Annotated in this window: 9 protein-coding genes; 2 read left to right on the top strand and 7 right to left on the bottom strand. The window is 71.1% G+C overall.

All coding sequences use genetic code 11. The annotated features are described in order from the left end of the window. Positions 1-11 precede the first annotated feature (11 nt). The 3 genes from IPZ69_RS13540 to IPZ69_RS13530 form a co-directional block, all read right to left on the bottom strand. The gene (locus tag IPZ69_RS13540) at positions 12-1,121 is read right to left on the bottom strand and encodes an amidase domain-containing protein (RefSeq protein WP_235454375.1); all 1,110 of its coding nucleotides are present in this window, start codon (positions 1,119-1,121) and stop codon (positions 12-14) included. Between the two features lie 174 nt (positions 1,122-1,295). Further along, positions 1,296-2,594 carry a hypothetical protein gene (locus tag IPZ69_RS13535; RefSeq protein ID WP_235454344.1) on the bottom strand — a complete coding sequence of 433 codons (1,299 nt, stop codon included), beginning with the start codon at positions 2,592-2,594 and terminating at the stop codon, positions 1,296-1,298. A 48-nt stretch (positions 2,595-2,642) separates the two neighbouring features. Further along, complete coding sequence (locus IPZ69_RS13530) at positions 2,643-4,898, bottom strand: transglycosylase domain-containing protein (protein ID WP_374293269.1); 2,256 nt, start codon at positions 4,896-4,898, stop codon at positions 2,643-2,645. Between the two features lie 237 nt (positions 4,899-5,135). Between IPZ69_RS13530 and IPZ69_RS13525 the strand changes: the two genes are divergently transcribed. After that, the gene (locus tag IPZ69_RS13525; RefSeq protein ID WP_235454343.1) at positions 5,136-5,360 is read left to right on the top strand and encodes an FmdB family zinc ribbon protein; all 225 of its coding nucleotides are present in this window, start codon (positions 5,136-5,138) and stop codon (positions 5,358-5,360) included. Positions 5,361-6,466: 1,106 nt separating this feature from the next. On the opposite strand, the gene IPZ69_RS13520 is transcribed toward IPZ69_RS13525, so the two are convergent. The 3 genes from IPZ69_RS13520 to IPZ69_RS13510 are packed head-to-tail and all read right to left on the bottom strand — an operon-like array spanning position 6,467 to position 11,063. Then, positions 6,467-7,297 carry an HAD family hydrolase gene (locus IPZ69_RS13520; RefSeq protein ID WP_235454342.1) on the bottom strand — a complete coding sequence of 277 codons (831 nt, stop codon included), beginning with the start codon at positions 7,295-7,297 and terminating at the stop codon, positions 6,467-6,469. Then, complete coding sequence (locus IPZ69_RS13515; protein ID WP_235454341.1) at positions 7,297-9,873, bottom strand: phosphoribosyltransferase; 2,577 nt, start codon at positions 9,871-9,873, stop codon at positions 7,297-7,299. Before IPZ69_RS13515 ends, IPZ69_RS13520 begins: the two co-directional genes overlap by 1 nt. Before the next feature lie 23 nt (positions 9,874-9,896). Further along, entirely contained in the window at positions 9,897-11,063 is a 1,167-nt protein-coding gene (locus IPZ69_RS13510; protein WP_235454340.1) for an HpcH/HpaI aldolase/citrate lyase family protein, read from the bottom strand. 187 nt (positions 11,064-11,250) lie between these two features. Between IPZ69_RS13510 and IPZ69_RS13505 the strand changes: the two genes are divergently transcribed. Then, a complete protein-coding gene (locus IPZ69_RS13505; RefSeq protein WP_235454339.1) occupies positions 11,251-12,099 on the top strand; it encodes a TerD family protein in 849 nt (282 codons plus the stop codon). Positions 12,100-12,153: 54 nt separating this feature from the next. On the opposite strand, the gene IPZ69_RS13500 is transcribed toward IPZ69_RS13505, so the two are convergent. Then, entirely contained in the window at positions 12,154-12,891 is a 738-nt protein-coding gene (locus IPZ69_RS13500) for a TerD family protein (RefSeq protein WP_235454338.1), read from the bottom strand. Positions 12,892-13,003: the final 112 nt, after the last annotated feature.

Genomic DNA, 13,003 nt, shown 5'->3' with positions numbered 1-13,003 from the left:
GCCCGGCAGCGTCAGGTGCGGTAGGCGTAGAACGCCGCGTTCGGGTACGACGCGACCAGGCTCGCCACCGACCGGTTGTACGTGTTGGTGGAGTGGTACGACACGTACGGCACGCCCTGCGAGCTGCGGTAAGTGACGATCATGGAGTGGTCCTTGGACCCGTCCTTGTTGAAGTCCATCTGCAGCACGTCGCCGAGGTCGAGCTGGTAGACGTTGGCGAGGCTGGTGGCCCGCTTCGAGGACAGGGCGAACCAGGAGAACTCGTTGACGCCGACGAACGAGTCCGACTGGATCTCCGAGTTGCCGAACCACTTGTGGAAGTCGTACGTGTAGCCGGGTACGTGCTTCCAGCCGCCCGCCTTCAGCGCCTGGCTGACGAAGTTGGTGCAGTCGCCGCCGGCACCCTGACCGTTGTAGTCGGGGTAGTCCGGGTTGTAGTTGTTCCAGTACTTCCCCGCGTACGCCACCATGGCCTTGTAGTCATAGCCGCTGGCGGAGAAGTTCTTCGGGTTGGCGGGCGCCGGCCACCGGGTCGCCGCGCGGGTCGCCGCCGGCGGGCTGTCGTCGGCCGGGCTGGCCTTCACCGCGACGGTCGGCTGCTTGGCGACCTGGTTCACCGCGATGTAGCCGTTGTCGGTGTCGCGGACGTCGGTCAGCTGCCAGGTGCCCTGCCGGTCGGCTCGGAAGGTCAGCTCGTGGTGGGCCTGGAAGCCGGTGGTCTTCGGCTCGGTGCCCTTGACCTTGGCGTAGGTCAGCGTGGTGATCTCCGTGACGTCGGCCTTGGCCGTGCGTCCGGTGACCCGCGTGGCGTCCAGGGTGACCCGGGTGCTGGCCCCGCTGTACTTCTCGCCCAGCCGCGCGAGGCGGCTCTGGCGGCCGCGCAGTTCGGTCAGCGCGGAGCCCTCCTCGCGCGACTGCGCGGAGGACAGCCGGACGTCACCGGAGAAACCGGTGGTGGTCCGCTTCTTGTGCCCCCCGTCCACCAGGGCGTCCGTGCGGTCGGTGAAGACCGCGTCGGCCAGCCGCTGGAAGGTCGCCTTGGTCGCGGCGTCCACCGTCGGGTCGTCGACGACCGCCGCGCCCGCGCTCCAGTTGGGCACCAGGGCCACTCCGGCGACCACCGAGGCGGCCGCCGCCGTGACTATGGCGGTGCGGCTGCGCTTACGGCTCAGTTTTCTCGATTTCAATGATGTTCCCCTCTACACCGGTACTCCTACCGGGGGATGGCATCTTCGCATGGGGTGTGTGCCGGTTGTGAAGGGGGTTACACAAGTGGAATCACCGGTCCACGTAGGTCACTTGACCACCGCGGACCAGTTCCCCGGGGACTGCGCCGGGTCCAGGCTGCGCAGATTCGCCAGAGTCTCCGGCTTCTGCGCGTCCATCCAGGCCGCAAGTTCCCTGAAGGAGACGCACTTGACGCCCTTCTTCGTGCACACGTTCTTGACGACCTGGTCGATGGACTTCATGTAGATGCCGCCGTTCCAGTCCTCGAAGTGGTTGCCGATGAACAGCGGCGCCCGGCTGCCGTAGTACACGCGGTTGAAGCCGGCCATGTAGGCGTCGACCGTCTGCTGCTCCCACTGCGGGTACTCCGCCGGATTGCCGTCGGTCTCCCCGTCGGACTGGTTGTACAGGAAGTTGAAGTCCATGGACAGGGCCTGGATCTTGTCCCCGTACGGCAGCAACTGCAGCGGGAAGTCCCAGATGCCGTTCTTCTTCGTCGGCCATATCTGGAAGTCGCCCGTGGAGCTGGCGTCGTACTTCCAGCCGTAGCTCTTGATGGCCTTCAGCAGGTTCGGCTGGCCCTCCAGGCAGGGCGCGCGGCCGCCGGTGACCTCCCGCTTGAAGTCGAAGGGCAGCGCGGGGATGTCCTTGAAGCCGGTGTTGGTCTTCCAGTTCTCCACGAGCGAGAAGAACTGGTCGATCTCCTGCTTCCAGTCCTCGACGCTCCAGTCCTTGCCGCTGCCCTTGGTCTCGCAGAAGTGGCCGTTGAAGTGGGTGCCGATCTCGTTGCCCTCGCCGTACGCGAGGCGGAGCTGCTCCAGCGTGGTGCGGATGTGCTCGTCCGTCGGGTAGTCGATGGCCGCGGCGCCGGGCTTGTGCTGGGGCGGGTGGTAGAGCTCCTTCTTGCTCTTGGGCAGCAGGTAGATGCCGGTGAGGAAGAACGTCATATGGGCGTCGTACTGCTTCGCCAGCTCCCGGTAGTGGGAGAAGAGCTCGTCGTCGCCCTGCAGCGCGCCGTCCCAGGAGAAGACGACGAACTGGGGCGGCTTCTCACCCGGCTTGAGCCGCTCGGCCTTGAACTCGCCCTTCTGCGGGCCCGTGTAGGAGGTCGATCCGTCGCCGAGGATCTTGGTCTTGCCGTCCCACTTGGGCTCCCCGCTCGGCTTCGCCGTGGCCTTGCCCTGGCCCTTGGCGGACGCGGCGGGCGTGGTGCTGTCCTGGCGGGTCAGCACCAGGAAGCCGGCCACCAGCGAGGCCACGACCAGGAAGGCCGTCAGGGTCATGACCTCGGGGCGGGTGGCGCGGCGAGGGGCACGGCGGCGGGCACGGTCCCGGCGGCGGCGGCCGGACGGCGACTTCCTGTTCATGCGCGGCTCATTCTGCGAGGGGGGGTGGGGGCGGCACGGCGACCGGAGTCAACCGAGGCCCGCGGCCTTCGCCCATATGACGTACGGAACGCTAGTGACGGTTGTACCGTCCAGACCCTTGAGTGGCAGAGGTTCCAGACTCTTGGCCAAGTCCATGCGGTAGACGACGATCGCGGTCGACACCGAATCGACCGTCCCGGCGTACCAGGCGGCGGTGTCGTCCTCGGTGGTACCGGCCTTCCCGCCCGCCGTCACGGCGGCGCCGGACCGCCCGCCGGTCGGCGCGGTGGTGATGGCCTCCGGGTGGGCGGTGAGCAGGGAGTCGGTCAGCCCCTGGGAGACCTGCTTGGCCACCTCGGCGCCGAACGCCCGGCGCGGGGCCGGGGTGCTCAGCCCGACCACCCCGCCGTTGCGGGTGATCTTGCGGACCGAGTACGGCTCGGTGTGCCGGCCCGCCGCGGCGAAGGTGGCGTACCCGCTCGCCATCCGGATCGCGCTCGGCGTGGAGCTGCCCAGGGACAGATCGGGCACCTGCCGCCCCATGCTGGAGGAGAGCAGGCCGGCCGCCTCGGCGGTCTTGCGCACCTTGTCCAGGCCGGTGTCCATGCCCAGCTGCATGAACGGCGTGTTCACGGACTCGGCGAGCGCCTTGGTCAGGGTGATCTGCCCGTACGACTGTCCGCCGTCGTTGTGGGCGGCGACCCTCTTGCCGCTGCGGTCCCAGTACGGACCCTCGGGCGTGGTGACGGGAACGCCGTCGTCGCCGTCGTAGAGGCTCTGCGGGGTGACCGGGGTCGTAGGCCCGTTGCGGGTCTTGTGGACGCCGTGCTCCAGGCCCGCGGCGTAGACGAACGGCAGGAACGCCGAACCGGCCTGGACGGTGGCCGCGTTCGACTCGTTGAAGCCCTGTTTACGGTGGTCGGGGCCGCCGTAGACGGCGATGATGCGTCCGTCGGTGGCCACCGAGGCGGCGCCGTAGTGGGCGGTCTTCGCCTCGTCGGCGTGGTCCCGCTGCGCCTGCTTGCGGGCCTTGTCGACCGCGTCGGTGAGAGCGGTCTGCCGTTTCCGGTCGAAGGTCGTATATATCTGGTAGCCGCCGAGATCGAATTGCTTGTCGGAGATGTGCCCGGCCTTCTTGGCGTACTGCTGCGCGAGTTCGACCAGGTAGTCGGTCTGCTTTCCGGTGTCGTACGCGCGGGCCGTCTTGAGCGGCTCCGGGAATTTCCGGTACTTGGCGCGCTCGGACGGCGACAGTTTGCCGATCTTGACCATGCGGTCGAGGGTCCAGGACCAGCGCTCCACCGCCCGCTCGTGGTTGGCCTGGCTGAGCGTGGGGTCGTAGAGTCCGGCGCCCTTCAGCAGGGCGGCGAGCATGGCGGCCTCGCTGGCGTTGAGCCGGCCGACGTCCTTGCCGTAGTAGGCCTGGGCCGCGCGCTGGATGCCGTAGGTGCCGCGGCCGAACCAGCTGGTGTTGAGGTAGCCCTCCAGGATCTGGTTCTTGCTCATCTTGTTGTCGAGCTTGAGCGAGATCATCGCCTCGGTGAACTTGCGGCTGACCGTCTGGTTCTGGGTGAGGTAGACGTTCTTGACGTACTGCTGGGTGATCGTCGAGCCGCCCTCGGTGTCCCCCTGGCCGATGGTCCGCCACAGCGCCCGGGTGATGCCCTTGAAGGAGATGCCGGGGTCGGAGTAGAAGCTCTCGTTCTCCGCGGCGAGCACCGCCCAGCGCACGTCCTCGGGTATGTCCTTGAGCGGCATGTTCTGCCGCTGCACCCAGCCGGTGCGGGCCATCGGCGTCCCGTCGGCCCAGTAGTACACGTTGTCCTGTTGTGTGGCGTACGTGTTGAGATTCTCCGGTATGTCCGTGAGTTCGTAGGCGACGAACAGGAACAGGAACATCAGGCAGACGCTCGTCAGCGCGCCCCCGACCCACTGGCGCCAGGAGGGCACCCAGCGGCGCCATCCGGTGCGGCCGGGGCGCGGGTACAGGGGCTTGAGGCGGCGGGCGTAGGGGGCCAGCGGAGCGAGCCTGGGGCCCACGACGGCGCGGACCCGGGCGAGGGCGGAGGCGCCGGTCGCCAGGGCGCGGGCGCGGGGCGACAGACGGGCGCTGCGGCGGCGCTCGGCGCGGCCCCCGGAGGCCGGCTTCTCCGGCGGCGGGGGCACGCGCAACTGCATCGTGGCGTCCACGCGGAGCGCCTCGACGTTCAGATGAAGCGTCTCGTCCGACGCCGGCTCACCGGCTCCGGACCGGGCGTGGTCCTCGCCCTTCGGGTCCTGCTTGCGCTGCCATGCGTCCCTCATGACTGCGTCTCCCCTCGCACTCGGTCGTGCTCGCGCGGTGAGACACAACAGCAGGTGGACAGGCCGCGGCGGGCGCGGCGCTTCGAGCCCCCCTCAACCCCCGGTCTTTCGGCTCCTCGCGGCCAGCCTAAATTAGCAGCGATCTTTGCAAAATCTCCTCACGAGTATCGGACAGAAACGAACACTCATGAAATTCTGAGCGGCCGTGGCGAATGTCACTCCGGTTAACCTGGGCGCATGCCTCGCTACGAATACCGCTGCCGGACCTGCGGCGACACCTTCGAACTCAGCCGCCCCATGGCGGAGTCGGCCGCCCCCGCCACCTGCCCGACGGGCCACGCCGACACGGTAAAGCTCCTCTCGACGGTCTCCATCGCCGGCTCAGCCTCCGCCCCGACCTCCGCGCCCCGAACGGGCGGCGGAGGAGGAGGCGGCTGCTGCGGCGGGGGTTGCTGCGGCTGAGGCGGTTGCGGCCGCTGGGAGGGCCGCGTGGCTGGGTCGGCTGGCGCGGCCGGGTCGGCTGGCGCGGCTGGGACAGCTGCCGCCGGGACGGGGGACACGGCTCGGACGGCTGCCGTGGCCGGTCGGCCGACGCGGCCCAGGCGGCCACCGCCGCTTGGACAGCCAGCGCGGCTGGGACGGTGCCGCCGGGACGGCGGGCACGGCCAGGACGGCGGGCACGGCTCGGACAGCCGGCGCGCCGGAACGGCCACCGCCACGGACAGTGGACGCCGCCCAGACAACCACCGCCGCTCGGACAGCAACGCGGCTAGGACAGCCGACGCAACTCAGACAGCTGCCCCCGCCGGGACAGCCGACGCGGCTCAGACAGCCGGCGCGGCTGGGTCCGCTGGCGCGGCTCGGACAGCCGGCGCGGCTAGGACGGCTGCCGTGGCCGGTCGGCCGACGCGGCTCGGACAGCTGCCGCCGCCGGGACGGCCACCGTTGCTCGGACAGCCGGCGCGCCGAAACGGCCACCGCCACGGACAGCGGACGCCGCCCAGACAACCACCGCCGCTCGGACGGCGGGCGCGGCTAGGACGGCCGACGCGACTCAGACAGCTGCTCCCGCCGGGACAGCCGACGCGGCTCAGACAGCCGGCGCGGCTGGGTCCGCTGGCGCGGCTCGGACAGCCGGCGCAGCTAGGACGGCTGCCGTGGCCGGTCGGCCGACGCGGCTCGGACAGCTGCCGCCGCCGGGACGGCCACCGTTGCTCGGACGGCCGGCGCGCCGGAACGGCCACCGCCGCGGACAGCGGACGCCGCCCAGACAACCACCGCCGCTCGGACGGCGGGCGCGGCTAGGACGGCCACCGCAACTCGGACAGCTGCCCCCGCCGGGACAGCCGACGCGACTCAGACAGTCGGCGCGGCTAGGACGGCTGCCGTGGCCGGTCGGCCGACGCGGCTCGGACAGCTGCCGCCGCCGGGACGGCCACCGTTGCTCGGACGGCCCGCGCAGCTCGGACAGCTGCTCCCGCCGGGACAGCTGCCCCCGCCCAGACAACCACCGCCGTCTGCCCAGACGGCGCGGCTGGGACGGCCGGCGCGGCTAGGCGTCGGCGCGGCTAGGACGGTCGAGGTGGCTCGGTGGGGCGGTGTGTTGCTCGTAGGAACTCTCGGAGGATCCGTTCGCCCGCCAGCACGCCACGCTCCGGGAGTGCGGTGATCGCCGGTGCCGTCCATTCGGCATCGGCCAGTTCGCCGTGCCCGGGGCGCCAGCCGCGGTCCGCCGCCAGGAGGAGGTCGGCGTCCAGCAGCGAGTCGCCGGCCGCGAGGGTGAGCTCGGCGCCGGTGCGGCGGGCCACCTCGCGGACCGCCGCGCTCTTGGTCAGCGGCTTCGGTACGGCGTAGATCTTCCGGCCCTGCAGGGACACCGTCCAGCCCCGGTTCTCCGCCCACACCGCGAGCTCCTTCACCCACTCCTCGGGCAGCAGCTCGCGCTCGACGACCAGATAGGCGAAGAGGTCCTCGGCGACCCGGTGCTTGCGCACCCAGGCCGGATCGGCGGTGGCCATGAGGTGGTCGCGGATCTCGTCCAGCGGCGCGCACTCGTCGGCCAGCCGGGCGAGCACCTCGGCGTGCCAGTCGAGGTCCGAGACCCCGTCCACCAGCAGATGGCCGCCGTTGGCACAGATGGCGTACCGCGGCGCCGGGCCCGGCAGGTTGATCCGCTGGTACTGCTTGCGCGTGCGGGTCGTCGTCGGCACGAACACCGCCGCGTCCCCGAGATCGGTCAGCAGCGCGGCCGCCGTCTCGGTCAGGTACGACAGCGGCCTGCTCTCGTGCACCTCCACGCACAGCAGCCGGGGCGCCCGCGCGTCCGGCATGGTCAGGGCCAGGGCGGCCGAGGAGTAGATCAGCGTACGGTCGAGGTCGCTCGCCACCAGCACCGGCATCAGACCGTCACCGCCTTGCCGTCGGCACCCGTAGCGCCGCGCGTGTACTTGGGGTGGATCAACCCGACACAGGTGTACGGGAGTTCGTCGACCTCCTCGACGGGTACGCCTCTCTGCCCGGCCAGCAGACGCACATGGTCCAGGTCCGCGCCCGCCCCGGCCCGGGCGAGGATCTTCCAGGGCACCCGGCGCAGCAGCACCCGGGTGGTCTCGCCGACGCCGGGCTTGACGAGGTTCACGTCGTGGATGCCGTACTCCTCGCTGATCCGCTCGACCGCCGCCCAGCCCTCCCAGGTCGGCGTCCGGTCGGCGGACAGCAGCTCCTTGACGGCCGCGTCCACCGTGTCCGTGACCTCCGCGAAGCGCGCGCAGACCGCGTCCAGGAAGGCGCCCGACACATCGGCGCCGACGAGTTCGCGGTAGAACTTCGCGCCGTGGAAGTCGTTCGGTCCGACCAGGTCCGCGCGCAGGACCGTACGGGAAATCAGGCCGGACACCGTCGAGTTGAGGCAGGCGGACGGGATGAGGTAGTCCTCGCGGGTGCCGTAGGTGCGCACGCACGAGCCCGGGTCGGCCAGCACCGCGATCTCCGGGTCGAAGCCGGAGATGCCCTCGGCCTCCTCGAACTCCTTGATCGCGTCGGCAAGTTCGCGGGTGATCGCGCCCTTGCCGGTCCAGCCGTCGACGAACACGACGTCACGCGGGTCGTGGTGGGCGGCCAGCCAGCGCAGCGCGTTGGCGTCGATGCCGCGGCCGCGCACGATGGAGACGGCGTAGTGCGGCAGGTCGAGTTCGTACCGGAACCGGGCCCAGCGGCGCATCAGCACGCCGACCGGGGTGCCCGCGCGGGCCAGGGAGACCAGCACCGGCCGGGGCGACCGCTCGGCGATCACGGTCTCGGTGACGACGCCGACCGCGTGCGCGACACGGGCGGCGGAGACGTCGAGGGCCGCGTGGAACAGCTCCTGGTACTGCTCGCTGGGCTGGTACTCCACCGGCAGCGACTCGGCGTAGTGCGCGCCGCCGCTCTGGATCGCCTCCTCGCGCTCCTCGGTCGGCGCCTCCAGCGTCACGTCCGAGAGGTCCTGCAGCAGCCAGCCGACCTCGTCGGGCGCGTACGAGGAGAAGGCGGGGCCGCGTAGGGGCTCGGGCAGCATGGTGGTTCCTTGTCCGGAGGGGGCGGCGACGTACAGGGGCTGGGGCACGTACGACGGTACGACGGCGAGCAGGACGGCCGGTGCGTGTGCGGCCAGCTGGGCCAACAGGCCGTCGGGTGCGTGCAGTTCGGGGGTGTCGGCGGTCGAGTCGACGACCGCGACGACGGTGTCGAAGCCGGCGCCCGCGACGTTGTAGGCGTAGCGCTCGCCGGGGCCGTCGGCCGGGTCGTCGTGGGCGGAGAAGACGAGGCGGCTGCGGATCGCGTAGCCGGGATCGTCGACCGCGAGGACGGGCGAGCGGGTGGTGGTGGAGTAGCGGACCTCGGCGGTCACGACCTGCTCCAGCTCGCGGGCGAGCCGCAGCGGGGCGTACATCAGCTCCTCGAAGCCGAGGACGAGCACCCGGCGCGCGTCGGCGGGTATCGCCTCGGCGACCCGGGCGGCCATCGCGGGCAGGGCGCCTTCGAGGCGGGCCCGGTGGGCCGGCGTGAACCCGTGCCGCCCGCCGTCGGGCAGACCCAGGGGCCAGCGGAGGTCGACACGGTCGATCCGGCCGAGCGGGTGCGGGGCGGGTGCGGCAGCGCCCTCGGCGGCGGAGCCGGACACGGCGGCGCTCTCAGCGGCGGAGCCATCCGCGGCGGCGCTCCCCGCAACGGAGCCGGACGAAACAGCGCTCTCCCCGGCGGAGCCGTCCGCAGCCGTCTCGTACCGCGCGACCAGCCGCTGCCCCTTCTCCAGCACGTCCTCCGGCAGCCGTACGGTGCCCGAGGCGGCCGCCACCAGGTCCACCCGGGCGCCGATCTCCCGCGCGAACTCCGCCAGGCGGCCGACGTCCGCGGCCGAGCGCATGTCGACGAGCGCGACCACGACGTATCGTTTCCGCGGATAGCGCTCGTGCAGGTCCCGGATGGTGTTCAGCACCGTGTTGCCGGTGGAGAACTCGTCGTCGACGAGGACCAGCGGGCCGTCGCCGACCAGCAGCACCGGGTCCTCCGGGAGCAGCAGGTGCGAGGTGGCGTGCGAGTGGGACTCCTCGAAGCCGCCCGCCGGGGCGACCCCGGCGACCGGGCGGCGGGTGGAGTGCAGATACGGGGCGAGGCCCAGGCCGTCGGCGACCGAGTGGCCGAGGCCGGTGGCGGTCTCCGCGTACCCGACGACGACCGCCCGGCGCGCCTGGGCGTCACCCAGCAGCTCGCGCACCTGCCGGCCCAGGCCGAACCCGTGCCCGTAGACCACGGCCGGGGACTGCGGCACGTGCTTGCCCAGCACGTGCGAGACGAGCAGGTGCGCCCGCTTGGGGTTGCGCCGCAGCGCGAGCCCGAGCAGGCCGGTCAGCGTGTCGTCGCCCACGAGTTCGACGCCGAGTCGCTCGGCGACCCAGCTGCCGGACCAGACCCCGTTGTTCACTGCGTTGTTCATGCGTTCCTTGGGTTGGCGGGCGGTCAGCCGGGTATCCCGGCGGCGAGCAGCTCCACGAAGCCGACGTCCTCGTTGGCGACGCCGAACACCTCGGCGCGCAGCATGGTCCGCTCGGCCCAGGCGCGGTGCGGCTTCACCTCATTCATCTTGTTCGTGTAGGCCGACCTGAGTACACCCCCGCCGCCGCGTTCCGGACGGAGGATGTCCTGGGCGTCGCTGAACTCCTCGTGACTGACCACTGACAGCGCGTGCACGGGCAGTACGTGCGAGGGGTGGATACAGGTCTTCCCGAGCAGACCGTTGGCCTGATCCAGGGAGATCTCCCGCAGCAGGCCGTCCATGGCGTGCTCGATGAGCCGCTCGCGCAGCTCCACGGCCTGGCCCTCCAGGAAGGGGCTGTGCCGCAGCATCGGCTTGAACATGCGCTCCGGTACCCGGAAGTACTCCCACACCGGCCCGGTCACCGTGAATCCGGTGCCGTCGGCCCGGCCCAGCATGTTCACCACGTCGGCGATCACGGAGGCGATGATCTGGACGTCGTACGCCGTCATGTCGGGGGCCCGGCGCAGTCCGTACGAGGAGCAGAAGTCCGTGACGCCGAGGCGCAGCGCGAGGACCCGCTCGCGGTACTTGTCGACGGCGCGGGCGATGCCCTCCAGGGCCTCCACGCGCGTCTCCCGGTACATCAGCTCGGGGGTCTCCAGGACGGGCATGCCGAACAGCCGCCGTCCGCTCGCCGTCTCGGCGCCGGCCAGCGCCTCCAAGAAGGGGATGCCGCGCTCCTCGGTGAACTTCGGGAACACGAATCCGGACAGCAGCCGGACGGTCGCACCGAGGCGTCCCACGAGGTCGGGGATCTGTTCCGGGTGCCGGACCCGGATGAAGAGCAGGGGCAGGTCCACGCCTGCCCGCGCGTCGAGGTCGGCGAACTGGCGGACGAGGTTCGCCTCGCCCTCCTGCACGTCCTCGTCCCCGATCGAGTCCTCCAGGCACAGCACCATCGAGACCACGCCGTTCGCGGCCTGTTTGACGATGTCGTCGGCGAGCCGCGGTCTCGTGGCCGGGCTGTACAGCGTGGCCCCGAGGGCCGCGGAGAGCAGCCGGGCCGGCGAGTCGCCGGTGAAGGCGCACGGCTGCTGGTGGAAGAGGCGCTGACGCACCTCAGGGGCGATGTGCCCGAAATGACGCATGGAACTCCCCCGTGGCGCAGGCAGACGTATGGATTCGGTAGGTGGGTGGCCGGTAATAGTACGTATGGGTACCTGTCAGGGGTTCCCGCCGGGCATGAACTTCAGGTAACACCCGTCGGCACAGCCGCGGTCGCTTGCGGTCACCCCCGCGTTGTCGTGATCAGGACCGAGAGGGCAGGATGACCGCATGACGCACGCGATGCTGAAGGGGTCGAACGTCCCGCTCGAAGCCACGACGGTGCGCGCCGTGCTGCGCTGGACGGCCGGGCAGGATGTCCCGGATGTCGACGCCTCGGCGCTGCTCCTCGGCCCCGACGGTCGGGTGCGCTCCGACGAGGACTTCGTCTTCTACAACCAGCCCCGGCACCCGTCCGGGAAGGTGTGGCGGCTCGGCAAGAAGCGGATCGCCGAGGGCCTGACGGACACGATCCAGACAGAACTCAGCGGTGTCGAGGCCGGTGTCGGCCGTATTCTCCTGGTCGCTTCGGCGGACGGCGTCGCCTTCGACCGCGTACAGGCCCTGCGCATCCTGCTGTACGACGCCTCGGCGGCCGACGGTGAGCCGCTGGCGCACTTCGACATCAAGCCCGAGACCGGCGCCGAGACGGCGCTGATCTGCGGTGAGCTGTACCGGCGAGGGGACGGCTGGAAGTTCCGCGCGCTGGGCGAGGGCTATTCGAACGGGCTGAAGGGCCTGGCGACCGACTTCGGCATCTCGGTGGACGAGTCGGAGGAGCCCGAGGGGCCCGGCCTGCTCCAGCCGGAGGTCTCCCAGCCGTCCCAGCCGCTCCCGCCGGAGCAGCCGACGGTCCTGCCGACCCAGCCGGCCTACGGCTACCCCCAGCCGACGTCGGCGGCCCAGCCGGCCTACGGCTACCCGCACCCGGCCGGCCAGCCGTCGTACGGCTACCCCCAGGCCCCCGCCGCGGCGGCCACGGCGGCCCAGTCCGGCTACGGCTACCCGCCCCCGGTGACCACGCTCCCGAACCCGGACTTCCGCCTGCCCCCGCAGGGACCGCAGTTCCTGGGCCGGTAGGCGCGGCGCCCGGCGTCCCAGCGTCCCGGGAGCCCGCGGCTGCGCCGTCGGGGGCTACGACTCCGCCTTGGTCTTGTAGCCCCGGCCCCACTGCAGCCCCCACCCGTAGAGCCGGTCCAGTTCGCCCTGGAAGCCGTACACGAACTTCACCTCGCGTCGGACGACCAGTTCCCCCTTGACGTTCTCGATCATCACCACGGCGCAGGAGCGTGCCTGCGGATGGCGTTCGTCGAGGCCGATCTCGATGCGGGGGCCGTTGCTCGGGTAGAGGGTGACTATGGCGTGCGTGCGGTCGAAGGCCGGGGTCTGGTCGTAGATGTAGACGAACACCAGCAGCCGCTTGATGTTCTCGAGGTGATCCAGGTTGACGTACATCGTCTCGCCGGACGCCGACCCGAACCGGTCGTCACCGCTCAGCTTGACGTACGGCGGTGCGTTGACGTCTCCGAGGTAGCTGCCGAGCGGCTGGACGACCCCCTTCGTGCCGTCGGACAGCTCGTACAGGCAGCCCAGGTCGAGGTCGACGTTGACCATGCTCTGCCCGTGCCCGAGGACCTCCGGCGGCTTCAGCGCCTTGAAGGGGTGCCGCAGCAGGCTGGTGCGCTCGCCGGCGCCGATGTCGGACGTCCGCATCCGCCAGGTCAGGTTGACCCGCAGATGCCCGGTGGCCGCGCCCTGCTTGGTCAGGGACACCTGCTGGTGCCGTTTGGTGAGCCGGATGGAGTTCGTCGCGGCGCTGCCCGAGTCGAACTCGGCAGCGCGTCCGCCCAGCAGCCCGTCGAAGAATCCCATTCCCGCCCCCACATACTCCCGTCAACGCTGCGGGGCGGCCGCCCTGTGTCGGCCGCCCCGCAGAGAGCGTTCCTCGCCCGGAGGTGTGTCACACCCCGGATTCCTGCCCGGG

The organism is Streptomyces olivochromogenes (genome assembly GCF_021538895.1).
Lineage (GTDB): Bacteria > Actinomycetota > Actinomycetes > Streptomycetales > Streptomycetaceae > Streptomyces > Streptomyces olivochromogenes_A.
Note: the sequence above shows the minus strand (reverse complement) of the source record. Positions and strands in the feature narration are given on the sequence as shown.

Bases quoted from the DNA above. Each gene is read 5' to 3' on its own strand.
- IPZ69_RS13535 (WP_235454344.1), bottom strand. From the start codon at position 2,594: ATGAACAGGAAGTCGCCGTCCGGCCGCCGCCGCCGGGACCGTGCCCGC.
- IPZ69_RS13530 (WP_374293269.1), bottom strand. From the start codon at position 4,898: ATGAGGGACGCATGGCAGCGCAAGCAGGACCCGAAGGGCGAGGACCAC.
- IPZ69_RS13525 (WP_235454343.1), top strand. From the start codon at position 5,136: ATGCCTCGCTACGAATACCGCTGCCGGACCTGCGGCGACACCTTCGAA.
- IPZ69_RS13520 (WP_235454342.1), bottom strand. From the start codon at position 7,297: ATGCCGGTGCTGGTGGCGAGCGACCTCGACCGTACGCTGATCTACTCC.
- IPZ69_RS13515 (WP_235454341.1), bottom strand. From the start codon at position 9,873: ATGAACAACGCAGTGAACAACGGGGTCTGGTCCGGCAGCTGGGTCGCC.
- IPZ69_RS13510 (WP_235454340.1), bottom strand. From the start codon at position 11,063: ATGCGTCATTTCGGGCACATCGCCCCTGAGGTGCGTCAGCGCCTCTTC.
- IPZ69_RS13505 (WP_235454339.1), top strand. From the start codon at position 11,251: ATGACGCACGCGATGCTGAAGGGGTCGAACGTCCCGCTCGAAGCCACG.
- IPZ69_RS13500 (WP_235454338.1), bottom strand. From the start codon at position 12,891: ATGGGATTCTTCGACGGGCTGCTGGGCGGACGCGCTGCCGAGTTCGAC.